Origin of the sequence: Martelella sp. AD-3 (assembly GCF_001578105.1) — a bacterium.
In the GTDB taxonomy this organism is placed as follows: domain Bacteria; phylum Pseudomonadota; class Alphaproteobacteria; order Rhizobiales; family Rhizobiaceae; genus Martelella.
Genome location: NZ_CP014275.1, coordinates 973,265 through 998,296, shown reverse-complemented (window position 1 = coordinate 998,296; position 25,032 = coordinate 973,265). Strand labels below are relative to the sequence as shown.

Annotated in this window: 22 protein-coding genes; 5 read left to right on the top strand and 17 right to left on the bottom strand. The window is 63.6% G+C overall.

Annotated elements, in window-relative coordinates; all coding sequences use genetic code 11:
• Position 1 precedes the first annotated feature (1 nt).
• The 3 genes from AZF01_RS04545 to AZF01_RS04535 are packed head-to-tail and all read right to left on the bottom strand — an operon-like array spanning position 2 to position 4,808.
• The gene (locus AZF01_RS04545; protein ID WP_024709217.1) at positions 2-1,195 is read right to left on the bottom strand and encodes an osmoprotectant NAGGN system M42 family peptidase; all 1,194 of its coding nucleotides are present in this window, start codon (positions 1,193-1,195) and stop codon (positions 2-4) included.
• Positions 1,196-1,198: 3 nt separating this feature from the next.
• Entirely contained in the window at positions 1,199-3,022 is a 1,824-nt protein-coding gene (ngg, locus tag AZF01_RS04540; RefSeq protein WP_061449621.1) for an N-acetylglutaminylglutamine synthetase, read from the bottom strand.
• A gap of 10 nt (positions 3,023-3,032) precedes the next feature.
• Positions 3,033-4,808 carry an N-acetylglutaminylglutamine amidotransferase gene (locus tag AZF01_RS04535; RefSeq protein WP_024706406.1) on the bottom strand — a complete coding sequence of 592 codons (1,776 nt, stop codon included), beginning with the start codon at positions 4,806-4,808 and terminating at the stop codon, positions 3,033-3,035.
• Positions 4,809-5,023: 215 nt separating this feature from the next.
• On the opposite strand from AZF01_RS04535, the gene AZF01_RS04530 reads away from it, so the two are divergent.
• Positions 5,024-5,506, top strand: coding sequence for a MarR family winged helix-turn-helix transcriptional regulator (locus AZF01_RS04530; RefSeq protein WP_024706405.1), 483 nt, complete (start codon positions 5,024-5,026; stop codon positions 5,504-5,506).
• Positions 5,507-5,517: 11 nt separating this feature from the next.
• Here the strand turns inward: AZF01_RS04530 and AZF01_RS04525 are convergent, their stop codons facing one another.
• Both AZF01_RS04525 and AZF01_RS04520 read right to left on the bottom strand, forming a co-directional pair.
• Positions 5,518-5,790: a Rho termination factor N-terminal domain-containing protein gene (locus tag AZF01_RS04525; protein ID WP_024706404.1), complete on the bottom strand. Its 273-nt coding sequence runs from the start codon at positions 5,788-5,790 to the stop codon at positions 5,518-5,520.
• An 87-nt stretch (positions 5,791-5,877) separates the two neighbouring features.
• Entirely contained in the window at positions 5,878-6,132 is a 255-nt protein-coding gene (locus AZF01_RS04520; RefSeq protein WP_024706403.1) for a hypothetical protein, read from the bottom strand.
• Positions 6,133-6,281: 149 nt separating this feature from the next.
• Here AZF01_RS04520 and AZF01_RS04515 point away from each other — a divergent pair, with 149 nt between their 5' ends.
• Positions 6,282-6,887, top strand: coding sequence for an exopolysaccharide biosynthesis protein (locus AZF01_RS04515; protein ID WP_024706402.1), 606 nt, complete (start codon positions 6,282-6,284; stop codon positions 6,885-6,887).
• Positions 6,888-6,906: 19 nt separating this feature from the next.
• Here the strand turns inward: AZF01_RS04515 and AZF01_RS04510 are convergent, their stop codons facing one another.
• Positions 6,907-7,365 (bottom strand): Lrp/AsnC family transcriptional regulator, encoded by a 459-nt coding sequence (locus tag AZF01_RS04510; RefSeq protein ID WP_024706401.1) that lies wholly within the window; start codon positions 7,363-7,365, stop codon positions 6,907-6,909.
• Positions 7,366-7,478: 113 nt separating this feature from the next.
• Here AZF01_RS04510 and putA point away from each other — a divergent pair, with 113 nt between their 5' ends.
• The gene (gene putA, locus AZF01_RS04505) at positions 7,479-10,889 is read left to right on the top strand and encodes a bifunctional proline dehydrogenase/L-glutamate gamma-semialdehyde dehydrogenase PutA (protein WP_024706400.1); all 3,411 of its coding nucleotides are present in this window, start codon (positions 7,479-7,481) and stop codon (positions 10,887-10,889) included.
• 84 nt (positions 10,890-10,973) lie between these two features.
• Here putA and AZF01_RS04500 read toward each other — a convergent pair whose 3' ends face one another.
• From AZF01_RS04500 to AZF01_RS04460, 9 genes are all read right to left on the bottom strand, one after another.
• Positions 10,974-11,795, bottom strand: a complete 822-nt coding sequence (locus AZF01_RS04500) for a creatininase family protein (RefSeq protein ID WP_024706399.1) — start codon at positions 11,793-11,795, stop codon at positions 10,974-10,976.
• On the bottom strand, positions 11,792-12,844 hold the full coding sequence (locus AZF01_RS04495) for an ADP-ribosylglycohydrolase family protein (protein ID WP_024706398.1): 1,053 nt from the start codon (positions 12,842-12,844) through the stop codon (positions 11,792-11,794). Before AZF01_RS04495 ends, AZF01_RS04500 begins: the two co-directional genes overlap by 4 nt.
• 3 nt (positions 12,845-12,847) lie before the next feature.
• Entirely contained in the window at positions 12,848-13,783 is a 936-nt protein-coding gene (locus AZF01_RS04490; RefSeq protein WP_024706397.1) for a carbohydrate kinase family protein, read from the bottom strand.
• A complete protein-coding gene (locus AZF01_RS04485) occupies positions 13,780-14,883 on the bottom strand; it encodes an ABC transporter ATP-binding protein (RefSeq protein WP_061449620.1) in 1,104 nt (367 codons plus the stop codon). Before AZF01_RS04485 ends, AZF01_RS04490 begins: the two co-directional genes overlap by 4 nt.
• Positions 14,876-15,703 (bottom strand): nucleoside phosphorylase, encoded by an 828-nt coding sequence (locus tag AZF01_RS04480; protein WP_024706639.1) that lies wholly within the window; start codon positions 15,701-15,703, stop codon positions 14,876-14,878. The genes AZF01_RS04485 and AZF01_RS04480 overlap by 8 nt, the downstream gene beginning before the upstream one ends.
• A gap of 13 nt (positions 15,704-15,716) precedes the next feature.
• Positions 15,717-16,511, bottom strand: coding sequence for an ABC transporter permease (locus AZF01_RS04475; protein WP_024706638.1), 795 nt, complete (start codon positions 16,509-16,511; stop codon positions 15,717-15,719).
• Positions 16,508-17,356: an ABC transporter permease gene (locus tag AZF01_RS04470; protein WP_024706637.1), complete on the bottom strand. Its 849-nt coding sequence runs from the start codon at positions 17,354-17,356 to the stop codon at positions 16,508-16,510. The genes AZF01_RS04475 and AZF01_RS04470 overlap by 4 nt, the downstream gene beginning before the upstream one ends.
• A gap of 84 nt (positions 17,357-17,440) precedes the next feature.
• Positions 17,441-18,472: an extracellular solute-binding protein gene (locus AZF01_RS04465; protein ID WP_161633004.1), complete on the bottom strand. Its 1,032-nt coding sequence runs from the start codon at positions 18,470-18,472 to the stop codon at positions 17,441-17,443.
• A 163-nt stretch (positions 18,473-18,635) separates the two neighbouring features.
• Positions 18,636-19,622 (bottom strand): LysR family transcriptional regulator, encoded by a 987-nt coding sequence (locus AZF01_RS04460; RefSeq protein WP_244435503.1) that lies wholly within the window; start codon positions 19,620-19,622, stop codon positions 18,636-18,638.
• A 142-nt stretch (positions 19,623-19,764) separates the two neighbouring features.
• Here AZF01_RS04460 and AZF01_RS04455 point away from each other — a divergent pair, with 142 nt between their 5' ends.
• The gene (locus tag AZF01_RS04455; protein ID WP_024706634.1) at positions 19,765-21,270 is read left to right on the top strand and encodes an amidohydrolase family protein; all 1,506 of its coding nucleotides are present in this window, start codon (positions 19,765-19,767) and stop codon (positions 21,268-21,270) included.
• A 14-nt stretch (positions 21,271-21,284) separates the two neighbouring features.
• On the top strand, positions 21,285-22,247 hold the full coding sequence (locus AZF01_RS04450; RefSeq protein ID WP_024706633.1) for an NAD-dependent epimerase/dehydratase family protein: 963 nt from the start codon (positions 21,285-21,287) through the stop codon (positions 22,245-22,247).
• A 6-nt stretch (positions 22,248-22,253) separates the two neighbouring features.
• Here AZF01_RS04450 and AZF01_RS04445 read toward each other — a convergent pair whose 3' ends face one another.
• Together AZF01_RS04445 and AZF01_RS04440 are read right to left on the bottom strand one after the other, a co-directional pair.
• Positions 22,254-23,840, bottom strand: coding sequence for a gamma-glutamyltransferase family protein (locus tag AZF01_RS04445; protein WP_024706632.1), 1,587 nt, complete (start codon positions 23,838-23,840; stop codon positions 22,254-22,256).
• 7 nt (positions 23,841-23,847) lie between these two features.
• Positions 23,848-25,005, bottom strand: a complete 1,158-nt coding sequence (locus AZF01_RS04440) for an amidase (protein ID WP_024706631.1) — start codon at positions 25,003-25,005, stop codon at positions 23,848-23,850.
• Positions 25,006-25,032: the final 27 nt, after the last annotated feature.

Sequence of the window (25,032 nt, the reverse complement as noted above, 5' to 3'; positions counted from 1 at the left end):
CCTAGGCGTGTCCGGCGTGGTGGGGATGGTCCGGATCGTCGATCTTCTCCGTCTTGACATCGGCGGAGAGTTCCTGGCGGGCCTTGCCTGTCGGCTGACGGGTGAAGCCTGTCATCGGACCGGTCTGCTGGAAGTCGCGCTTGATCTCGACATCGGAGGTCAGATAGGCGGTGATCAGTTCCGCGATCGACCGCAGCGCATGCATGTGGATGCGCTCATAGCCATGCGAGGCATCGACGCCGAAGGCGACGAGCGCCGTGCGCACATCCGCGCCGGCTTCAACCGCGCTTGCCGAATCCGAGCGATAGTAGCGGAAGACGTCCTTCTGATAGCGGATATCGTTGAACTTGCAGACATCGACCAGCTTCTTCGTCAGATGCCAGTCGAAAGGCCCGGTCTGGTCGGCCATGGCGATGGTGACGCCGAACTCCGAGGAATTCTGGCCGGGCGCCGAGGTGCCGTTATCGACGGAGACAAGCGAGGCAACCTCGGGGGAAACGATCGACGACGCGCCGACGCCGACTTCCTCGGCGATGGTAAACAGCCAGTGGCTGGCGACCGGCGTCTCGACATTTTCATCCTGCATCGCCTTCAGCGCGGCGAGCATCAGCGCCACGCCCGCCTTGTTGTCGAGATGGCGGGAGATGATGAAGCCGTTGTCGAGAAATTCCGGCTGCGGATCGATGGCGACGATATCGCCGATCTCGATGCCCAGCCTGTCGAGATCTTCCTCGTCACGACTCAAGGCATCGACGCGCAGCTCGACATAGTCCCAGCCGACCGGCATTTCGTCGATCTCGTTGTTATAGGTGTGTCCGGAGGCCTTGAGCGGCAGGATGGTGCCGCGATAGGCCCCCTTCTCGGTGAAAAGCGTCGCCCGCGCGCCCTCGGCAAAGCGCGCCGACCATGTGCCGATCGGCACCAGTTCGAGCCGGCCATTGTCCTTCAGGTATTTCACCTGCGCGCCAAGCGTGTCGACATGGGACACGACTGCGCGCGCGCCGCGGCTGTCGACGCCCCTGCGCACGGCACGGATCGCCCCGCGCCGCGTCAGTTCCACCGAAAGGCCGAGCTTCTCCAGTTCTCCGGTGACGAAACGGACGATCGGATCGGTGTAACCTGTCGGCGAGGGGATCGCGAGCAGCGATTTCAGCATGTCGGACAGGTACTCGGAATCAATCGTCAGTCGTTGCATCACTCACTCGTTTTTCTGCGCCTCGCGGGTAAAGGCCCTGGCCCCGGCCGGCATGGACAGGGGGAACAGCAGGTCGACGAACCGTTCGGCCGTCGGCTGCGGCTCATGGTTGGCAAGCCCCGGGCGCTCGTTGGCCTCGATAAATGCGTAATCAGGGTTTTGGGGCGACTTGATCATCAAATCAATCCCCACGACCGGAATATTGATCGCGCGGGCTGCGGAAATCGCGGCATCCACCAGCTTCGGATGGACGATATCGGTCACGTCATGGATCGTGCCGCCGGTATGCAGATTGGCGGTTCGGCGGACGCGGATTTCCTCGCCCTCCTTCGGCACGTCGGCAAAGGTGTAGCCGGCGCTTCGGACCGTCCGCTCGGTTTCGGCATCAAGCGGGATTGAGGATTCGCCGCCTGTCGCGGCGCTGCGCCGCGCGCTCTGGGCCGAGATCAACTGCTCGATCGACGAGCGCCCGTCACCGATGATATGGGCGGGACGGCGCACGGCGGCGGCCACGAGGCGGTAATTGATGACGATCAGCCGAAGATCCTCGCCCTCGACCATTTCCTCGATCAGAACCGTATCGCAATAGGCCCTGGCGGCCTCGATTGCCTCGCGCACCTCCTCGATGGTGGAGACGCCGACGGAGATGCCCCGGCCCTGCTCGCCGCGCGCCGGCTTGACGACGAGCGGGCCGGCTTCCTCAAGAAAACCGGCGATCGCCTCCTCGCCGGCATCGGCGGTCATCTGGCGCGGCACGCGCACGCCGGCCTCTTCGGCGAAGCGGCGCGTCACTGACTTGTCGTCGCAGATCGACATCGCCACCGAAGTCGTCAGTTCAGTCAGGCTTTCGCGACAGTGGATCGAGCGGCCGCCATAGGACAGGCGGAAGAAGCCGCCCTTGGCATCGGTCACCTCCGCCGAAATGCCGCGCCGCCGCGCCTCGGCGACGATCAGCCGGGCGTAGGGGTTCAGCGCCTCGTAGTCTTCCTGCTCCGGTCCGGTGAACAGCTTCTCATTGATCTGGTTCTTGCGCTTGACGGTGAAGAACGGCACCCGCTTGAAGCCGAGCTTTTCATAGAGCTTGATCGCCGGCACATTGTCATGCAGCACAGAGAGGTCGAGATGGGAAGCGCCGCGGGCGAGGAAATGCTCGGCCAGCCTGCGCACCAGTGCCTCGCCGATGCCACGCTGGCGCGCCTGCGGATCGCTTGCAAGGCACCAGAGCGAAGCGCCCTTTTCCGGATCGTTGAACACCCGGCCGTGATCGATGCCGGTCACGGTGCCCAGAATATTGCCGGTATGCTCGTCCTCGGCGACGAAATAGACGATCGAACGGGCGTCGCGCTGGCGCCAGAAGAAATCCGGACGGACCACGACCATGCCGCGCGCGGCATAGATGCGGTTGATCGCCTGCGCATCGATCTCGGAGGTCAGCCGGCGGATGAAAAAGCCCTGTGGCGGTTTTGATGACGCGGCATGATAGGTCGAAAGGTCGAGCCGGTAGGTATGGGAAGGATCGAGGAAGACCTCCTGCGGGGCGTTGGCCAGCACCACATGCGGATCGCGTACATAGATGGCGATGTCGCGATGGTCCGGCACCTCGGCGCGCAAGGTCTCGATCAGCAGCCTGGCATCGGAAAAGGTCTGGCCGAAGACGATCCGGCCCCAGCCGCAGTCGATGGAGACGTCCTGTTTCATCGCGCCGCTGTTATCACCGCCTTTGATCGGCGGCTTCATGCCCTGGGTCCGCATCTTCTTCAAGCGATGGGAATAGGCATCGCGGCCGCGGTGTTCCGGTTGATCCTTCGGCCCCTTTTCCGAACTCATCGGCTCTTCCTCAAATCTCGTGAGACTGCAACCACATTTCCAGAAGCGCCACCTGCCACAGTTCCGATCCGCGCAGCGGCGTGATGTGGCCGATCGGATCGATGAACAGGTCATCGAGATAGGACTTGTTGAACAGGCCGCGCTCGCTGGAGACCTGGCTCGTCAGCGTATCACGAACCATGTCGAGATACTCGCCCGAGATGTATTTGAGCTGCGGCACCGGGAAATAGCCCTTCTTGCGGTCGATCACCTCGTGCGGCACGACGAGCCGCGCTGCGTCCTTGAGGACGCCCTTGCCGCCGTCATTCAGCTTGAATTCCGGCGGGATGGTGGCCGCAAGTTCGGCAAGCTCGTGATCAAGGAAGGGCACGCGCGCCTCAAGCCCCCAGGCCATGGTCATATTGTCGACGCGCTTGACCGGATCATCGACCAGCATGACCTGGCTGTCGAGCCTGAGCGCCCGGTCGACAGGACCCTCCGCGCCCGGCGCCATCAGGTGGCTCTCGACAAAGGCGCGGCTGACGTCTTCCTCCGCCAGCCATTCCGGCGAAAGATGACGCGACAGCCTGGCATGGTCACGGTCGAAGAAGCCCTTGGCATAATCGCCGACGACATCGTTGGATTTCTCAAGCGGCGGGTACCAGTGATAGCCGGCGAAGATTTCATCCGCCCCCTGGCCCGACTGCACCACCTTGATGTGCTTGGAGACCTCGCGCGAGAGCAGGAAGAAGCCGATATTATCGTAGGAGACCATCGGTTCCGACATGGCGTTGATCGTGTCCGGCAGCGCGCTCATCAGTTCCGAGGAGGGCACGAAGATCTTGTGGTGATCCGTGCCGAAGCGTTCGGCGATCAGGTCGGAATAACCGAACTCATCACCCTTCTCGCCATTGGCCTCCTCGAAGCCGATGGAAAAGGTCATCAGGTCTTTCTGGCCTTCCTCGGCCAGAAGCCCGGTGATGATCGAGGAATCGACGCCGCCCGACAGCAGCACGCCGACCGGAACGTCGGCAACCATGCGGCGCTTAACGGCGGTGCGCAGCGCTTCCAGCACCCGGTCGCGCCATTCCTCGCGCGACAGGCCGGCAGTTGCCGGGTCGCGCTCATGCGGCGGAGCCCAGTAACGGACATCCTCGAACGAGCCATCCGGCTCACAGCAGCGCGTCGTCGCCGGGGGCAGCTTGCGCACGCCCTTCAGGATCGTGTGCGGCGGCGGCACAACGGCGTGGAAACTCATGTAATGGTGCAACGCAACCGGATCGACGGACTTGTCGACGCCGCCGCCGCGCAGAAGTGCGGGAAGCGTGGAGGCGAAGCGGATGTTCTTGCCGCTCGTGGTGTAGTAGAGCGGCTTGATGCCGAAACGGTCGCGCGCGAGCATGGCCCTGCCGCTGTCACGCTCGATGACGGCAAAGGCGAACATGCCGTGGAAATGCTTCACACAGTCCCTGCCCCAGGCGTGATAGGCCTTGAGGATGACCTCGGTATCGCCGGTGGAAAAGAAGCGGTATCCCTTCTCCTCCAGCGTCTTGCGCAGCTCCGGATAGTTGTAGATGCAGCCGTTGAAGACGATCGTCAGACCGAGTTCGGGATCGGTCATCGGCTGGGCGGCCTTTTCGGAGAGATCGATGATCTTCAGGCGGCGATGGCCGAAGGCATAATTGCCGCGGCCGAGAATGCCGCTGCCATCCGGCCCCCGCGGGGCAAGCGCCTCGGTGATGCGGGCAACAGCCTCGGCATCCGCAAGCGTTCCGTCAAATCTGATTTCTCCGGCAATACCACACATGTTCTGATCGACTGCTCCTGTCCTTGGCGCCGGGCCCGAGAAGCAAGGGAGGTCTCCACAGAACAAGGCGCATATTCAATTGTCTTGTCGCCGTCTGCGTTCAGCCAACGCGGCGAAATTGCGTTGCGGGCAGAAACCCGCGTTTCTGGGTTGCCAATTGGTTACAACAGAAATCATTTGAGTTCAAATTATTTCTGTTGTAATTGACTGATCGCATGAAGGACGAGGATCTGACATCGAAAAACGCCGAGGCCGTGATGAAGGCGATACGCCGCATCGCGCACGCCATCGACATCCGTTCGAAACGCATCGGGCGCAAGACGGGCCTCACGATCCCGCAGATCGTCGTGTTGCAGGCGGTTGCCGACCAGGGCGCGCTGACGACGGCGGCGATTTCCAGACAGGCCGACCTCAGCCCGGCGACGACTGTCACCATTCTCGACAAGCTCGAAGCAAAGGGACTGATCGAGCGCAAACGGTCTTCATCCGACCGGCGCAAGGTGCAGGCCGTACTGACGGCCACGGGGTCAACCACACTTGCGGGCGCGCCCTCGCTCTTTGCCGACGGCTTCGCCGCGGAGTTCTCCGCCTTTGACCGGAACGAGCAGTTTTCCATTGTCACCTCGTTCCGGCGGGTCGCCGATCTCCTGGATGAGGAAGAGACGCCCAGGCCCGAAAGCGGGTTTTCGGAGCGCTGACGGGGTTTCCGTCAGTGGTTGCGCAGGGCCTCGATCAGTTCGCCCTTGTCCATCTTCGAGCGCCCCTCAATGCCGATCTTCTGCGCCTGATCGTAAAGATCATCGCGCGTCCATTCCTCGTAAGGGTCTGCCTCTCCGCCCTTTTTCGACGGCTTCATGCTGCTGTTGGCCTGGGCGTTGGCAATGCGCGCGGCCTTTTCCTTCGAGGCTCCGTCATCGCGCAGGGCCTGATAGGTTTCCTCTTCCTTGACGGACGGGCGCTGATCTCGCGTCGCTTTCGGCATTGGCCTGATCCTCCGTTTTAACCTTTTTTCCAACGCCGCAAACCGGCGAAAGGTTCCCGAAAATCAGGCGCATCCCCGCTTTCTCGCTCAGCGCTTCGAGCGCGCCTCGGCGCCCTCGACGATAGCGCGGATCGTATCGGCCACGCGGTACTGGAAGGCAAAGGAAGAATCGGGATCAAAGCCGGGATCCTCCTCCTGCCCCTTGACGGTCAGAAGCCCGTCGAGCGCGGCGCGGAACACCGCCCGGTTCTCGCCTTCGGGAAGGGCGGCGGCAAGCGCGATCAACACTTCCTGATGCGCGGCAATCTGCGCTTCGAGCCTTTCAAGACGTTCTTCCGACATAGGATCCTCTCAACATGGTTGTTTTCATCAACAGGGCACAGCCGGCATGATAAATCAATGGCGTCCACGCGGACGCGCGGAGCGGGAACCGGATGGCCTCCCCCGGCGTTTGAACCGAAATCCATCTTCGATTACGGCAGGAGTCTTTCTTGGAACAAGCCGATACGGCCGATCATGAATTCCATTCCCTGACGGAAATTGTCGAGCGCACCGTCGAAGAGACCGGAGGCGGCACCGTCTCCGTCGAACAGCTGATGCGCTCCTTCGGCCACGCCTCCTTCATTCCGCTCCTCATCCTGCCGGCGCTGATCCTGATCACGCCCTTGAGCGGCGTGCCGGGGCTTTCCACCGTCTGCGGCCTGATCATCATGATGATCGCCGCGCAAAGACTTGTCGGCCACAAGCAGATCTGGCTTCCCGGATGGATCCGCCGCCGCACCGTCAAGACCCCGAGGCTCCATGCCGGACTCGAGAAAATCCTGCCGTTCACCCGCTTCGTCGACCGCGTCAGCCGCAAGCGGTTGACCTTTCTGTTCAAGCCGCCGCTGTTGCTGCTGCAGCCGCTTGCCTGCACGCTGTTCGGCGCGGTGATGCCGCTGATGGAGTTCGTGCCGTTCTCGTCGTCGCTGATCGGCGTGGCGGTGACGCTGATCGCCTTTTCGCTGCTGACCCGCGACGGCCTTTTCGCGCTGCTGGCGCTCGCCCCGGTGGGTCTTGTGGTCTGGGCCGTCACCAGCGTGCTGACATCGCTCTGACGGGCCGCAGGAAGAAGGGTCAGACCGCCACCCAGCTCTGGTCGACAACCGCTTCCATCGCCACATAGCTCGTCGTCCAACTGACATAGGGCAGTTCGGAAATCTCTTCCGCCATGATCCGGCGGAAATGCTCCATGTCGCGCGAGCGTACCTTGATCTGGTAATCGAAGCCTCCGGCGATCAGGTAACATTCCTCGATTTCCGGGATCTGCCGCACCGCCTCGTTGAACTGCTGCAGCGCCTTCTGCCGGGTGTCGCTGACCTTCACCGTGACATAGGTGACATGGGTCAGACCGAGCTTGATCGGCGATAGCATGGCGCGGTACCCCCTGATCAGACCCATATCTTCCATCTGGCGGACCCTGAGCGCTACGGGGGTCTTCGACAGGCCGACCTTGCGCGCCAGATCTGTCATGGAGATGCGCGCGTCGACGACCAGTTCCTCGAGGATTTTCCGGTTGATGGGATCGATTTCCATCGGCTGACCTTGGTTTTCATTGTTTTTTGTTACGAATGGCTAAATAAATATCGAAAACTGGTCGCATCGTCCACGCAATTGACGTTAGTCTGGTAAAAAACGAGGAGCAGAACTTGGCCGACAATCCCTTCCCAGCGCTCGGTTTTGAGCAGAAATTTGCCCCCGATACCCCGCTTCTCAAAGCCCTGGGCGAACGCGCGGACATCACGCCGGACGAACGCAAGGCGATCAGCAAGCGGGCCGCCGATCTGGTTCGGCGCATCCGTTCGGAGAGCAAGCCGACGCTGATGGAGCATTTCCTGGCCGAATACGGGCTTTCGACGCGCGAAGGCGTGGCGCTGATGTGCCTGGCGGAAGCCATGCTGCGCGTGCCCGACAAGTTTACGATCGACGCCCTGATCGAGGACAAGATCGCGCCGTCGGAGTGGAACAATCACCTCGGCACGGCCGCCTCCTCGCTCGTCAACGCGTCCACCTGGGCGCTGATGCTGACCGGCAAGGTGCTTGATGACCGCAACGACCCCGGCATCGCCAACACGCTGCACGGCCTTGTGCGGCGCATGGGTGAACCCGTGATCCGCACCGCCGTCCTGCGCGCGATGAAGGAAATGGGCCGGCAGTTCGTTCTGGGCGAAACCATCGAAGAGGCGCTGAAGCGCGGCGGCAGCCGGATGCAGCAGGGCTTCACCTATTCCTTCGACATGCTCGGCGAGGCGGCGATGACGGCCGATGACGCCGCGCGCTATGACCGGCACTACGCCGACGCCATCACGGCGATCGGCAAGGCGGCCGTTCACCACAGGATCGTCGATAATCCCGGCATCTCGATCAAGCTCTCCGCCCTCCACCCGCGCTACGAGGTCGCCAAGGAAGAGCGCGTGATGGACGAGCTGGTGCCGGTCGTCAAGCGCCTTGCCTTTCAGGCCAAACACGCCGGCATCGCGCTGCATATCGACGCGGAGGAACAGGCCCGCCTCGCGCTGTCCTTCAAGGTGATCGAAGCGGTGATGGCGGATGCCGCAATGGACGGATGGGAGGGCTTCGGCGTCGTCGTCCAGGCTTACGGCAAGCGCGCCGATGCCGCCCTTGATGCGCTCTATGACATGGCGACGCGCTATGACCGCAAGATCAATGTGCGGCTGGTCAAGGGCGCCTACTGGGATACGGAGATGAAGCTTGCCCAGGTCAACGGCATGCCGGACTTTCCGCTCTATGCCACCAAGGCGGCGACCGATGTTGCCTATCTCTGCCTGGTCAGGAAGCTTTTTTCACTCGGCGACCGCATTTTCCCGCAGTTTGCCTCGCACAATGCCCACACGATCGCCGCCGTGCTGGAACTCGCCGATGGCCGGCCCTTCGAGCTGCAGCGGCTTCACGGCATGGGCGAGCGGCTGCATGACATCGTGAAGAAGGAGACAGGCGGTCACTGCCGCATCTACGCCCCGGTCGGCGCCCATCGCGATCTGCTCGCCTATCTGGTGCGCCGCCTGCTGGAAAACGGCGCGAATTCCTCTTTCGTGCACCAGATCGTCGACACCAATATTTCACCAGAGACCGTTGCCAGCGATCCGTTCGAGGCCGTCGAGACCGCGAAGCCGCCGGCGGCGCTGAAGAAGCCCGCCGATATCTTCGGCGAGGGCCGGGTGGCGGCGAAAGGCTGGGACACGACGGCAGACGACGTGCTGGCCGCAATCGAGAAAGCGCGCGACGTCCCGCTTCCCGACGGCAAGCCGCTGACGGTTTCCGAGCCGACCGGCACATCCAGAACCGTCACCAACCCGGCAACTGGCGAGACAATCGGCACGGTGCTGGAGGCCGACGAGGGAACCGTTGCGCGCGCCTTCGATGACGCCGCCGCCTGGGATGCGCCGGCATCCGAGCGCGCCGCCGTGCTGCGCAGGGCCGCCGATCTCTATGAGGCAAATTACGGCGTGCTGTTCGCACTTCTGGCGCGCGAAGCCGGCAAGACCATTGCCGATGCCATCGGCGAGGTGCGCGAGGCGGTCGACTTCCTGCGCTATTATGCCCGCGAGGGCGAGAACACGGTGCGGGCGCCGCGCGGCATCATCGCCGCCATCAGCCCGTGGAATTTCCCGCTGGCGATCTTCACCGGCCAGATTTCCGCCGCCCTGATGGCCGGCAATGGCGTGCTCTGCAAACCGGCCGAACAGACGCAGATGATCGCCCACAAGGCGGTCGAACTCCTGCACGAGGCGGGCGTGCCGAAATCGGCCCTCCAGCTTCTGACGGGCGACGGCCCAACGGTGGGCGCAGCGCTGACGGCCGACAGCCGCGTTGCCGGCGCCGTCTTCACCGGCTCGATCGACACGGCCAAGCTGATCGAGAAATCGATTGCGGAGAACCTGAAGCCCGGCACACCCCTGATCGCCGAAACCGGCGGGCTCAACGCCATGATCGTCGACAGCACGGCCCTTCCCGAACAGGCCGTGCGCGATATCGTCGCCTCTGCCTTCCAGTCTGCCGGCCAGCGCTGCTCGGCGCTGCGCTGCCTCTACATTCAGGAAGACACGGCCGAGCATCTGATCGAGATGATCAAGGGCGCGATGGACCAGCTTGCCATTGGCGACCCCTGGCTGTTTTCAACCGATGTCGGTCCCGTGATCGACGCCGAGGCGCGCGATGGCATCGCAGCCTATCTCAAGGAAAAATCCGGCAGTATCATCCATCAGGTGAAGGCGCCCGAAACCGGCACGTTCATTCCGCCAACCATGCTCAGGGTCAAGGGCATCGAGGATCTGGAGCGCGAGATCTTCGGCCCGGTGCTGCATGTCGCGACCTACAAGGCGCGCGATCTCGAGAAGGTCGTCGAAAAGGTGAATGCGCGCGGCTACGGCCTGACCTTCGGCCTCCACACCCGCATCGACGACCGGGTGCAGGCGGTCTCGGAAAGCATTCACGTCGGCAATATCTATGTGAACCGCAACCAGATCGGCGCGGTCGTGGGCTCGCAGCCGTTTGGCGGCGAAGGGCTCTCGGGCACGGGGCCGAAGGCCGGCGGCCCGCATTACCTGCCGCGATTCCTCGCGCCTGCTTCCGGTCAGACGGGCGGCGAAGACTGGGCGGCCAATGCCGACATGAAATCGGTCGCGGCCATGCTGTCGGCGCTTGCCGAAGTCAAACTGGACGAGGAACTGATGCCCGGCGTCACCGGCGAACTCAACCGGCTCGCCTTCTACACCCGCCCGCCGCTTCTCTGCCTCGGTCCCGGCAAGGAGATCGCCGCAGCCCAGAAGGCCGCCGTCGAGGCGCTGGGCGGCCGCGCCGTTGCTGTCGATGGCCATGTCGAACCGGAAACGCTGACCACGCCCGAAGGCTTTTCCGGCGCTCTGTGGTGGGGAGATGAAGACGTTGCACGGGCCTTTGCCGCGGCGCTCGCCAAACGTTCAGGCCCCGTCCTGCCGCTGATCACCGCGATGCCGGACAAGGCCCACGTGGTGCATGAGCGCCATCTCTGCGTCGACACCACCGCCTCCGGCGGCAATGCCAGCCTCTTGGCGGGGTGAGGATAGCCAACAACATCAATCTCCCCCCTTGAGGGGGAGATCGGGTTCCGCAAGCATGCGTTCGATGCCCTCGAGGCCCTCACCTCAAGCCCGATACTTCTCCGGCGGCCAGTTGTCCGACGGCATCGGCGCGTTCGCCAGATCGGCAATCAGCCTCGCGAGGCTCGCCGCCGTGTGCTCCAGCAACGCCCTACCCTTTTTCGCCGTTGCACGGCGCGCATCGCCGGTCACCCCGTCTGCATTGAGGTCCTGCGCCTTCCAGCCGAGGCCACCTAGGCGACCGCCGCCGGGATTGGCGGAAAGCTGAGAGGTAGCTGCCTCTATTTCGTCAACCGACGACGGAAAATCGCCGAGGTTTTCCATGACGACCAGGTCCGGGTGCAGCGCCAGCATCAGCGAGGTTTCGATATCGCCGCCGTGAAAGCCGGTGCGGATCTCCTCATCGGTGAAAAGCCCTTCGGGATATCCCGCATCGAACCAGGTGGCATAGGCGCCGAGAATGTTGTGACGCACGCGCTGGTCGAGCGCCACAGTGGCAAGCAGCCCCGCCTGGCCGCCATGGCTGTTAAAGATCAGAATGCGCTTCAGACCGGTGGAGCGTACCGCGCAGTCGAGCACCCGCGTCCAGGATTGCATAAGATCGGGCGCGGGATGGGCGAGCGATCCGGCATAATCGAGATGTTCCTGCGAGGCGCCGACCGGCTGTAGCGGCAGGATGACGGCAGGAACATCGTCTCCAAGGACCTTCAGCGCCTCGGCCACGATGCCGTTGTTGATCAGGCAGTCGGTTCCGACCGGCAGATGCGGCCCATGCTGCTCGGTCGCCCCGACGGGCAGAACCGCGACGGTGTTCTCCGGCAGCGCCGCATGGTCCGGCGATGTCATTTCCATCCAGTAGCGCTTCATGCGCGCTCTCCCGCAATAACCTGTTCGTTGAACGTGGCAAGCCCCTCGGCAACGCCCCCAAGATCCAGCCCATTCACGCGCGAGACCTCCTCGATCAGTTGAGCCGGAATGCCCGCCGCACCATTCCAGGCGGCGGCAACCGCGCCCGCGATCATCGCGATCGTGTCGCTGTCATTGCCGCCATTGACGGCAGCGACGATCGCCGCCCACGGGTCGCCGTCTGCGGCGGCAACAAGGCCGAAAGCATGCGGCACGGCTTCCGACATGGCAACGCCATTGCCGATCACCTCGATCAGTTCGGCCCGCGCCGCCGCGATATCCGCCTTGTAGCGGATGCCGATTTCGACGGCGATCTCGATGCGGCGCGCAACACCCGCACCGCCGACGATACGGCCGCTGCGATATGCTTCGGCCTCGCCCAGCCGCGCGCCTTCAAGAGCCGCCTCCGAAACGGTCATCGACCGTTCAGCGGACAGGCCGGCAGCAATTGCGCCGGCAACGGCGGAAGCGCCGGCATAGGCGATCTGGGTGTTGTGCGTCGGGGCCGACATCAGGCAGGCGAGCCTGACAGCCTCGGGGAGATTACCGGCCGCGGCACAGCCGGCCGTCGGCGCGCGCATCGCCCCGCCGTTCGAGGTGCCAAACATGCAGGAATAGGTCTCGGGCGTGGCAACGGCTTCCGCGGGCGCGCCGGCGCGCATCGCCTCCACGGCAATCCGCGTCGTCGGTCCGGCAAAGCGCTGGAACATTTCCTCGTCGTGCGACCAGTCGATGAAGCCGGCAATCGCGTCGGCGGAGACCGGCGGGCGATCAAGCCCGATAATCCGCTTCGCCATCGCCAGCATCTGCGTCGCGTCATCGGTCAGCCGGCCCGGCGCGAGGCCCTTGGCGAAGGGCGCTTTTTCCGGCGGCGTGCGAAAGGTCTTCACCGGTCCGCCGAAAATACGGAAAATCTCGTCCGGGTGCATGCATTCGGTGGCAGCGCCCAGCGCGTCGGCGACGCAGGCGGCCGCAAGAACGGCCTCGATTGCTTTCGATCTGGTGGCCATTGTCTACAGTCTTTCCTTCATCTTGTCTTTCATCAGCGCTTCGGCGGCGGCGCCGTCGCACCGCCCCGTTTGCAGGAAATGCGCGGCGGCGGCCGTGCCGAAGGCGAGCGCCTTTTTGAATTTCCGGCCGCGCCGCATGGCTGCGGCAAGGCCTGCCAGAAATACATCGCCCGCTCCCGTGGTGTTGCGCGGCGTGACCTTGAAGGCATCAAGGCGGAACACCGCATCGCCGTCAATTGCGACCAGCCCCTCGGAGCCGAGCGTGACGACGGCGCTACGGCTGCCGGCACCCGAGAGAAAACGCACCAGTCCCTCGGCGGCTTCGGCAATCGGCCGTTCGTTGCCGATGCGCGCCATCCATGCCTCGAGTACCTGCCGGTTGGTGACCACCAGCGAAGCGAAGGGCAGGATGTTTTCCATCGCCTGCCAGCCCCATCGCTCGATCTCCGGCAGTTCCAGATCGATCATCCGGTCGATGCCGGTTTTCGCTGCGCGATCGAACATGCGCGCCACGGCTTCGGGATGGAAGAAATTGGAGACGACCGTATCGTCTGCCTGAAGCGAAACGCTGTCGCCAATCACCGCCAGCGTCTCGACGGGAACGGGATCGATCAGGATCGCCTTTTCCCCGGTGCGGTCGACGATGATGGTGGCGGACGCGGTGATGCTGTCGGCCTTCACGTCGACGGCTTCGGTGCTCATGTCGCGCTCGGCCAACCACTGCATCAGGATCGCGCCCTCGCCGTCATCGCCGATTGTGGAGACCAGCCGGGCATCCTCACCAAGCCGGCTCAGCGCCCAGGCGCAGTTGAGCGGCGGACCGCCGGCGCGCTCTTCCTTTTCCTTGATGAAGGCCTTCTCGTCGTGGCCGGGCAGGTCATCAACGGTCAATATCCGGTCAAGCACCAGCGGCCCGAGGCAATAGATCGCGCCGCTCATGAGAGCGCGACCTTGGCGCCGGTTTCGGGATCGAACAGCAGCGGCTCGGCCTCGTCGATGCGGATATGGGCGACTTCGCCGAATTGCGGCGGGCGTTCGCGCGTCGGCACGGCAATGCGGTGCTCGCCGAGCGCCACATGCACCAGCCAGGAGCCGCCGATATATTCGCAGGAATGCACCTCGCCGGTGATTGTCAGCGAACCGGGTTCATCGGAGAAGGACAGCCGGTCGGAGCGGAGGCCCAGCAGAACCGGCTTTCCGTTCTGCCGGTCGATGGCCGCAGCGAGCGTCGTGGTGGGGGTAAAAGCCGTGCCGCCGATGCCGTAGCCGTCGTCCGTCTTTTCCACCGGCAGCAGGATCGCCGGCGGGCTGCCGACGAAGGTCGCCACGAAGGCGGAGGCCGGATGCTCGTAGATCGTCTCCGGCGTATCATGCTGCAACACATAGCCATTGGCCATCACCGCCACGCGATCGGCCATGCTCATTGCCTCCTCCTGGTCATGGGTCACCATCACCGTCGTCAGACCGATGCGCTCGTGCAGTTCGCGGATATCGACGCGCACGCTTTTTCTGAGCACTGCATCGAGATTGGAGAGCGGCTCATCGAGAAGCAGAAGCTTGGGGCGGATGACGAGCGCACGGGCAAGCGCCACGCGCTGCTGCTGGCCGCCGGAAAGCGCGTTGGGCATGCGCGCGGAAAGCCCTTCGAGCTTGACCAGGTCGAGCGCTTCCGCCACCCGCCGGTCAGCCTCTTTCCCCTTGATGCCGCGCATGTCGAGGCCAAAGCGGATATTGGCATCGACCGTCATATGCGGAAACAGCGCATAGGACTGGAAGACGATGCCGATATCGCGCCGGTAGGTCGGGATGGCATCCAGCCCCTCGCCCGCCAGCGCCATCTGGCCTTCGGTTGCCTTCTCAAGGCCGGCGATGATCTTCAAAAGCGTGGTCTTGCCGCAACCTGAAGGGCCGAGCAGCGCCAGGAACTCGCCCTTGCGCACATTAAGGGACACGCTTTTCAGCGCCGGCTCGCCGCCGCCGCCGTAATGCTTCATCACCTTCTGGATCACCAGATGGTCGGGCGCGTGCTTGTCAGCCATTGGCATCCTCCCGGAAAAGGCTTGCAAGCGCGGAAAGGCCGACCGTGATCGCCGCCGTCTGGCCTGAGCCGGATTTGTGCAATTCGCCGGTCACCACATTGTCGCCGACCGAGCAGACGGCCCCGCCGCGACGGCTGTAAAGGCTGCAAAGCGTCAGGATCGCGGCGCTTTCCCGGTCCGTGTTGAGCACGCCGGCGCGGCTCCAGTAATCGATGACCTGCTTGTGGTCTTCCTGAAGATAGCCGCCCGGACCCGGCTTGCCCCAGCCGCAATATTCGCTGTCGCCGGAACGGGTGATGCCGATGTGATAGGGATGGCCGACCTGATCGGCCGCCGCCTTCATCGCGCCGACCACCTGCCAGTCGGCAACGGCCGGATATTCGGCGCGAACATGCGCCTTGGTCATGCCCTCGTCGCGCACCGCGCCGGAGGAGATGACGATATCGCCGACGCCGACCTTCGGGCTCCACGCGCCGCAGCCGCCAATGCGGATGACGGTGGTGCAATCGGTGAAGTTGAAAAGGTCCATCAGCGCCAGTTCCGCCTCGGGCGAGCCGGAGCCGCCGGAGACGATCGAGACCGGCGCGCCCTCATAGGTGCCGGTCACCGTGGTGAAGAGGCCGGTCTTTGCGGAGATTTCGGCATTGTCGAGGGCTGCGGCAAGGGAATCCTCCTCCGCGCCGTCACCGACGACCAGCGGATCCTTGACGGCAAGCACCACGTAAGGAGCGATGCGGTCGCGCGTAAAGCCGGTGAGCAGCGGCACGCCGTCGCGCACGAAATGCGGCATGGTTTTGAGATAGCGGTATTCTTCGGACATTATTCAATCTTTCTCAAAGACGGCGTGACCATTTGAACATGAATTCGCCGATCAGCGCGGCGACAAGGATGAAGGCGACAATCGCCGAACCGATGGCGAGCGTGATCGGATCAATGCCCTGGCTTCGAAGCTGCGCATAAAGCCTGACCGGAAAGGTGATCCAGCGCGCGCCCGCAATCAGCGAGGAGACGATCACGTCATTGAAGGAAATCAGCACCGAGAAGGCGGCGGATGACACGAGCCCCGGCATGGCAAGCGGAAGCGTGATGCGCCGGACCACACGGCCGGGAGAGGCGCCGAGCGTGGCGGCAGCCTGTTCCAGCAGCGGATCGAGATCGGCAAAGGTCGAGACCATGATGCGCACGGAAAAGGGCATGGTGATCACCGCATGGGCAAGCACCAGCGCCGGCAGCGTGCCGGACATGCCGAGGCGCGAATAGATCTGCAGCAGCGCAATCGCCCAGACGATCAGCGGCAGCACCAGCGGCGTCATCAGGATCGCCTCGACGGTCCGGCCGCCGGCCGGCCTGTAGCGTACCAGCGCGAAGGCCGCCATGGCGCCGAAGAGAACGGCGATGAAGCCCGCAAGCAGCGCAACCAGAAGCGAGACCGACAGTGCGCTTTTATATTCCCGGCTTTCAAGGGCGGCGTCATACCAGCGCAAAGAATAGGCCTTTGGCGGAAAGCGGAAGAAGCTCGCATCGTCGAAAGAGGCGAAGATCAGAACCGCGATCGGCGCCAGCAGGAAGATGAAGGCGAGCACGGTCCAGACAAAGCGGGCGGAAACGGCGAACCCATAGGTTTTCATGCGGGCCTCCGTGCGAGCAGTTTCGAGGCAAACGAGCCGATGGCAAGACCGAGCGCCAGGATCGCCAGCATGACCACGGCGATGGCCGAGGCAAACGGCCAGTCCAGCACCAGCGAGGCCTGCTGATAGGCCATGGTGCCGAAGGTCGCGATCTTGCCCTGGCCGAGGATCTGCGGCGTGACGAAGGAGGTCAGCGAGGCGCAGAACACCAGCACCGAGCCGGCAATGATGCCCGGCGCGATCAGCGGCAGGATGACCCGCCGCCAGACGATGAATGTCGGTGCGCCCAGTGTTTCGGCCGCCGCTTCCACGTCCTTCGGCAGACGCGAAAGCGCGTTGACCAGCGGCAGCAGCATCAGCGGCAGGAAGGCCTGCACAAGGCCGATAACGACCCCCGGCACCGTGCCGAGAAACTTGACGCTGCGGGTAATCAGCCCGAGGTCCTTCAGGATGGAGTTGATCACCCCGAGCGGCCCCAGAAGATGCAGCATGCCGAGCGTGGGAAGCAGCGCGCCGGAAACGAGCGGCACCAGAATAAGAGCCAGCAGCAGGCCCTTGGCCCGGCCGGCGCTGACGGCGATCTGGCGCGCCATCGGCAGCGCGATGACAAGGGCAATCACGGTTGCCGCTGCGCTCATCCAGATGGTGCGGAAGAAGACCTCGGCAAAATAGGTGTCGGATACCAGCCTGGCGTAATTGGCCGCCGAAAAGCCTTCCGCCATCAAAAGCGAGCCTTCCCCCTGCACCCTGAAACTGGTGACAAACAGCCACAGAAAGGGAAGCAGAAAGACGATGCCCGACAGGATGAGTGCCGGCATCAGCAGCATCAGCGCGCGTTTGTTCATGAGATCACTTCTACCCGATTGCAGCATCACCAGAATGGTGAAAGCCGCCGCGCCGGTTGCGGCGCGGCGGCAAGGGTCGTGGACTTACTGTTCGAGCAGTTCCTTGTTCCAGCGCTGGGTCCAGTCGCTGCGCTGCTCGATGACGTAGGGCCAGTCCAGCTGTACCAGGCTTTCGACCTCTTCCGGCGTGTCGATCACGTCGGCGGAGGCTTCTTCCGATAGCTCGACCATGGAGTTGGTCGGGCCGAAGAAGATCTGCTCGGCGTAATCGGTCTGGTTTGCGACGCCGAGGGCCTTTTCGGCAAACATCTTGGCAAGTTCCGGCTCGGGGCTGTCCTTCACCAGGCAGAGCATGTCGCGCACCAAAACCGGGCCGGGATCGGTCGGGAAGGAGAAGCCGATATCGGGATGTTCCTTCAGCGCCGACAGAACGTAACCGGAGATCATCGGCGCCATGGCCACTTCGCCGGCATCCATCATGGCGAAGATCTCGTCGAGATTGGTGTAGGTCATGGCGATCGGCTTCAGGCCCTGCAGCTTTTCGAAGGCGGCATCGGGATCATGCTCGTCAGCGCCGGCAAGGCGTGCGGCAACGCCGATCAGGCCGTCGCCTTCCGAACCCGGATACTGGGCAACGGCGATCATGCCGCTATATTCCGGGTCCCACATGTCTTCCCATTCCGGCGCTTCGGAAACGATGTTCTTGTTGTAGGCGATGCCGAGACCGACCAGAGACATGGCGTAGCAGCCATTGTTCATGCCATCCCAGATGGCCTTGTACATGTCGGTTTCCGGATCGGGCGGCAGAACGATGCCATCGGAAAGCGCCTGCGGAGCCTCGTACATGTTGAGGAAGGCGACATCCATGGTCGGATTGTCCTTTTCCGCATAGATGCGGGCCATGCGGTCGCCCGTGCCGCCGAGAACGAATTCGACGGACGCGCCGGTTTCCTCTTCGATCGGACCGGCAACGTTTTCGCGCAACAGGCGTTCGATATCGCCGCCCCAGACGCCGACGACGAGCGTGTGGCCGGCATAATCGTCGGCAGCAAAGGCGCCGGCGGCGGGCACGCCGATGGCGCCGGCGAGAAGGGCTGTGGTCAGTTTCTTCAGCATGATGTTGCAATTCCCCTTGTTTGTCTGATTGGTCGAAACGCGGGTCGCGGTCATGAGCGCCGCTTGCCGTGTATCAAGAAGAGGTCCGCGGAAGACCGGCTCTCTCGAAACCAATTAAACGGCAGGAATTGACGTTTCATAAGACCCCTTGCCCCAATAGACTCTATTGGTTCCCGCGAATGGCTTCGGGCGAAGTTTCACTTGATGGACGGGGTGTGAATTCGCTTATCTCTCTGGCAACCCGGCGCAACAATTTCCTGAACCACTGATTGCCGGGGGAGAGATGCGACCGTTCATGCCACAGCGTGTAGAAGCTCATCCGGGCCAGTTCCTCCGGCGCGCCGACAATCGAAAAGGCGCCCGACTGCGCCATCTGCTCGGCAAAGGGGCGGCTGCTGGTGAACACCAGATCGGTGCGCGCCAGCATGTGCGGGACCAGCGTGAACTCGGCCACCGACATGGCGATCTCGCGTTTGGCATCAAGCTGGGCGAGCTGGCCATCGATGGGGCTGATGGCTGGGCTCGTATGAGGCGTCGGCGAAAGATGATCGAGGTTCAGATAGTCCTGAAGGTCGATGCGGGAACGGCCTGCGAGCGGGTGTTCGTTGCGCATGACGAGAACGATGTCGGTCTCGAGCAGCGGCGCAAAACGCAGGTAATCGCGCGGCATAGGCCAGTTGCCGATCACCAGATCGAGCTTTCCTTGCTCAAGCTCGGTAAATATCCGGGATTCCTCGGGGATTGTGCAGAAATCGAGCGGCATGTTCGGCGCTTCGCGGCGCACCAGCTCGCCGATGCGCGGCATGAAGAAGGTGCCGAGACAATTGGCGGCGTAGACGCGGAAGCGGCGGTTGTAGCTTGCGGGATCGAACGTATCCTCGGAGACGGCGAGCGCGTCGATCTCGCGCAGGATGTTCGACACCTGGGCGCGCAGCGCGATGCCCTTTTCCGTCGGGATCAGCTTCACGCCGGAGCGCACCAGCAGCGGATCGCCGAGAATTTCGCGAAGCCGCTTGAGAGCCAGCGAAACGGATGGCTGGCTCTGGCCAAGAATGGTGGCGGTTTTCGAGACGCTGCACTCGTCGAGCAGCACGTCGAGGATGCGCATCAGGCGCAGGTCAAGTCCGTGGTCTCCGGCTGGTGTGGCCAAAACGCTGTTCCTTTCACAAGGTTTCTGTCGGGCCGGATCGCTCCCACCACAAGCGGCCCGGCCGGCGTTACGTCATCCCCGGAAAATAACTAAGCAATTTTCATGCCGCCTGACCAAAAGCGGCAGCCAAACGGAGTAAAGCATGGCAATCCTGATCAAGAACGGCCTCGTCATCAACCAGAAAACCGGCGCGCACAGCTTTGCGAGCGGCGATGTGCTGATCAACGGTGACCGGATAATAGGCAAAGGCGGTGATCTTTCGGCACGCGCCGCCGCCTTTCAGGACCTTAAGGTGATCGATGCCTCTGACAAGCTGGTCATGCCCGGCTTCATCGATGCCCATATGCATTCCAATGAAGGCTTCGAGATGGGCCGGTATGACAACCTGCCGCTGGAAATCTGGCTGTCGGAAGTCTACCCGCCCTTCGGCTCGCCGGCGATGACCTGGCGCGAGCATTATCTGCGCGCCATGCTGGTCGCGATCATCTCGCTGCGCTCCGGCGTCACCACGCTGCAGGACGATGTGATCAACATCACCGGCACGCCGGAAGCCGTCGACGCCACAGCCTCAGCCTTCCGCGACGCAGGCCTGCGCGGCTGGATCACCGCCTCCATGTGGGACGAGAGCTATTGCAACAGCCTGCCCTTTGTCGGCGATCTCGTGCCCGCCGAAATGAAGGCGCGTCTCGATGCCATGCCCGCGCCCGACTGGAAAGCACAGATCGAGCTGTTCGAGGAATTGTCCGGGAAATGGCACGGCAAGGACAATATGCGCATCATTCTCGGCCCCTGCGGCCCGCAGCGCTGCTCGGAGAAGCTGTTGCAGGAAGTGGCGAGCCTTTCCGAAGCGCGCGACCTGCCGGTTCACTGCCATGTGCTGGAAACCAAGACCCAGGCCGTGACCGGCGAGGAGAAATACGGCCGCACGCTGGTTCAGTTCCTGAAGGACATGGGCCTGATGACCCATCGCCTGACCATGAACCACGCCATCTGGCTGACAGACGACGACATCGCGATGATGGGCGAGGCCCGCTGCTCGACGACGCATAATCCGCTGGCAAACCTCAAGCTCGGCTCCGGCGTCTCGCCGGTGCGGCGGATGATGAATGCTGGCGTCAATGTCGCGCTCGGCTGCGACGGCGTGGCCTCTGCCGATACCGCCGATATCTTCGTCGCCTTCAAGGCGGCCGCGGGCCTGCACAAGATCGGCACGTTCGACTATAATGACTGGATTTCGGCGCATGAGGTCTATGACATGGCAACCACGTCTGCCGCGCGCTCCAGCCTGATGGAGAAGGAAGTCGGCACGCTGGCAGAAGGCATGCTCGCCGACGTGATCCTGATGGACAGGACCGACTGGGGCTTCATGCCGCTGCATGATCCGATCAAGAAGATCGCCTTCTCGGTCAATTCCGATGTCGTCACCCATTCGATCGTCGGCGGCAAGCTGGTGATGGAGGATCGCAGGCTCGCAACCGTCAACGAGAACGAACTGCGCGGCGAAATCGCCGAGGCGGCTGCAAAATTCGAGCGTGACCACTGCCCGGAAATGAGCAAGGGCGCGGCAGAAGTGCGCCCCTATCTCGACCGGATGTATGACAAGGCGACCACGCGCGAGATCGGCCTTTATCCGCGCGTGACGGTGTAGGAAGGGAATAGTCCATGGCCTCCGTTGCCATTATCGGCGCTTCCGGCATGATCGGCCGCGCGCTCGCCGAAACGCTGATTGCACGCCGCGCGCTCGGCACTGAAAGCCTTGACGCGCTCATTCTCTCCGATATCCGCAAGAGCGAGATCGAAGGGGATGCCACGCAATGGGTGACGGGGGATGCGGCGGAGTTCGAGACGATCGGAGAGGTGATAGCCGCGCGTCCGGACGTGATCTTTCACGTGGCCGCCACCGCCATGGGCCAGGCCGACAGCAATTTCGCCATCGGCTACCACATCAATTTCGATACGGTGCGGGCAACCCTCGAGGCGATCCGTCTTGCGGGCGATGATTATTGTCCGCGCCTTGTCCATGCCTCGTCGATCGGCGTCTATGGCGCGCCCTTTCCCGCCCTGATCGACGATGCGACAACGCCCCGTCCGGACAGTTCCTACGGCACGCAGAAGCTGATGAGCGAGGCGATCATCGCCGATTATACGCGCATGGGCTTTGTCGACGGCATCTGCCTGCGCCTGGCCACAATCGCGGTCCGGCCCGGCAAGGCCACCCACGGCAATTCCGGCTTCTTTTCCAACATCATCCGCGAACCGCTGGAAGGCCGGCGCGCGCTTCTGCCCGCCTCAGACGATGTGCGCCACTGGCTGGCCTCGCCGGAAACGGCGGTGGCGCAGCTCATCCACGCGGCAAACCTTGAAGGGTCGATCCCGGCAGATGCGCGGGCGCTCGTCATGCCCGGCATCTCGCTGACGGTCGAGATGCTGCTTGCAGCCCTTGCCGAACGGGCAGGCGAAGAGATGCTGTCGCTGATCGACCGCACCGACACGCCGAACTACGGGCCGCAGGATTTCCCGGCCTGTTTTGCCGCCGAAACCGCCCGAAAGCTCGGCTTTCCGCTGCTGGAGGAAAAGGCGATGGATCTTATCGACGGTTTTCTCAGAAAGCGCTTTCCGGCCTGAGCCACATCAGTCCACAAGCGCCAGACCGTCCGCGCGCGGATCGGTCGCCGCTTCCATCAACCCGTTTTCGTGCAGCACCACAGCGCCGGCGTGCCCGACGGCATCGGAAAAGGCCGGCAGCATCTCGACATCGTGTCCGGCCGTTTTCAGGGCAGCAACGAGGGCGGGGTCAAACCGGTCCTCGAGCTTCAGCGTCGTGGTCTCCTCACCCCAGGTGCGACCAAGCAGCCAGCGCGGCGCGGTGACGGCGGCCTGCAGATCCTGGCCGAACTGCACGTGACGCGAGAACACGGCGGCCTGCGTCTGCGGCTGCCCCTCGCCGCCCATCGTGCCATAAGCCATCACGCGCCCGTCCTTCAGATGCGCAAGTGCGGGGTTCAGCGTGTGGAACGGGCGCTTTCCCGGCGCAAGCTGGTTGGGACCCGGCGCAAGCGAGAAGCCGGCGCCGCGGTTCTGGAAGAAAACGCCGGTCTCAGGGCAGGTCAGACCCGAGCCGAATTCCCAGTAAACGCTCTGGATGAAGGAGACGACATTGCCGTAGCGGTCCGCCGCGCCCATCCAGATCGTGTCGCCCTCAGCCGGCTCATGGGGCCAGGGCAGCGCCTGCTCCATGTCGATCCTGGCGGCTAGCGCATCAAGCCGGTCACCGGCAAGCCATGCCTCGGCGGGTTCCGCCATGAAATCCGGATCGCCCAGCCCGGCATTGCGCTGGATGAAGGCCTGTTTTGTCGCTTCGACCAGGCCGTGGAGATGGTCGACCCCCTCGCCTTCGGAGACGCCCAGCCGGTCGAACAGCGCGAGGATCATCAAAGAGGCGATGCCCTGCGTCGGCGGGATCATGTTCATCAGCCTTCCGTGTGATATTTCGATCTGAAGCGGATGGACGATGCGGGCCTGATAGGCGGCGAAATCCTCAAAGCGCAACGGCGAGCCGGTCTCCTCAAGGAAGGCCGCATGGGTGCGGGCAATGTCGCCGGTATAATAGGACGATAGTCCTTCCACCGCGAGTGTCTTGAGGGTCTCGGCCAGCTTCTTCTGGCAAAGCCTTGCACCGGCGGCAGGGGCCGCACCGTCCAGCAGGAAAGTACCGGCAAAGCCGGGAACGTCTTTCAGGCCGTCAAGCTTGTCGGCCGTGCACTGCGACTGATTTCCGGTGACCGCGATGCCGTTTTCGGCGTAATGGATCGCGGAAGAAAGCAGATCGTCAAGCGTCAGCCGCTTGCCGTCCGCCACCAGCGACAGCGCCTTTTCCCAACCGCCGATCGTGCCGGGCACGGTGAGCGCTGCAAGGGCTCCGCGCGTCGGCATCGCCTTCTCGAAGCCGTGGCGCGCATACCATTCAGGCGTCGCAAGGCCTGCCGCCTGCCCGCAGGCTGAAATCCCGGTCACCTTCTGGCCGGGCCGATGGACCAGCCAGAAACCGTCACCGCCAATGCCGTTCATATGCGGATAGGTGACGGCGATTGTCGCGGCGGCGGCAACCATCGCCTCCATTGCCGTTCCGCCGGCACGCAGGATGTCGCGGCCGGCAAGCGCTGCAGCGCGGTGCGGCGCGGTAAAGGCTCCGTCAAAGCCTGTCGCGGGGTGAAGCATGGTGCCCTCAGATAAAGCGTTTTGCCGTTTCGATCAGCAACCGGTCGCCGCCCGGTGCTGCGACCAGCGACAGCCCGAGCGGCGAGCCCTGGCTTGCGGCGATCGGGATCGACAATTGCGGCAGGCCGCCGTGACCGGCGATCGCCAGCATGGAAAGCGCCCGGTTGCGGAAGGTTTCGACAATGTCATTGCCGGCGGTCAGAAGCGGCGCAGGCCCCGGCGAGGTCGGATAGACCAGAACGGTTCCCGGCCGCAGCACGCGCGCCAGATGCGCCCGGAAGGCCTCGCGTTTTGCCTTGGCGTCGGCAAATTCCTCTGGCGTGATCTTCGCCGCCATGGCGAAACGCTCGCGGATGCCGGGACCGAAGTCCGGCTCCCGTTTTTCGATCCAGCCCCCGAAATGCTGCCAGATCTCAAAACCCTGGTGGGTGCGGAACACCGGCAGCAGGGCCTTCAGGTCCCCGCCCGGCAGAAGCGAGCTGTCGTTGCGGTCACCCCTCGGCAGCGCCGCCTTCAGCGCCGCCGCCGCCTCGTCCTCGCACAGGCGCCAGACATCGGCGGGATACACCAGCCGGACATCGGCGTCGGTCTCCTGCTCTCCGGCAAAGATCTCGCCAAGCGTTTCGAGCGTCTCCAGATCGCGGGTCAGGAAGCCCGGCACGTCGTAGCTTGCGGCCAGCGGCAACAGGCCGTCGCTCGGAACGAGGCCATGGGTCGGACGCCAGCCGAAAAGCCCGCAGAAGGCGGCCGGCAGCCTGACCGATCCGCCCGTATCCGAGCCGAGCCCGATATCGGCAAGACCCGAGGCCACGGCAGAAGCCGAGCCGGACGAGGAACCGCCCGGAACCCGCGACGGCGCCGCCGGATTTTCCGGTGTGCCGAAACGGGCGTTCATCCCCATCAGGCTGTAGGCAAGCTCATCCATATGCACCTTGCCGGCAAGGGCGGCGGCGTTGTCGAGCAGGGTCTGGACGGCCGCCGCATTGCGGGAAGCCGGGGCCTGATCCTCGGCCCATTCGGGGTTGCCGCCGCCGGTGACGGCGCCTTCGATGTCGAAATTGTCCTTCACCGCAACGGTATGGCCTGACAGCAGGTCCGAGGCCGGCGCCTCCGAGGTGATCGGAGGTTCGAAACGTTCGACGAAGGGACCGATGGATTGCGTCATGGATCAGGCCTGAAAACTTGAGGGTCG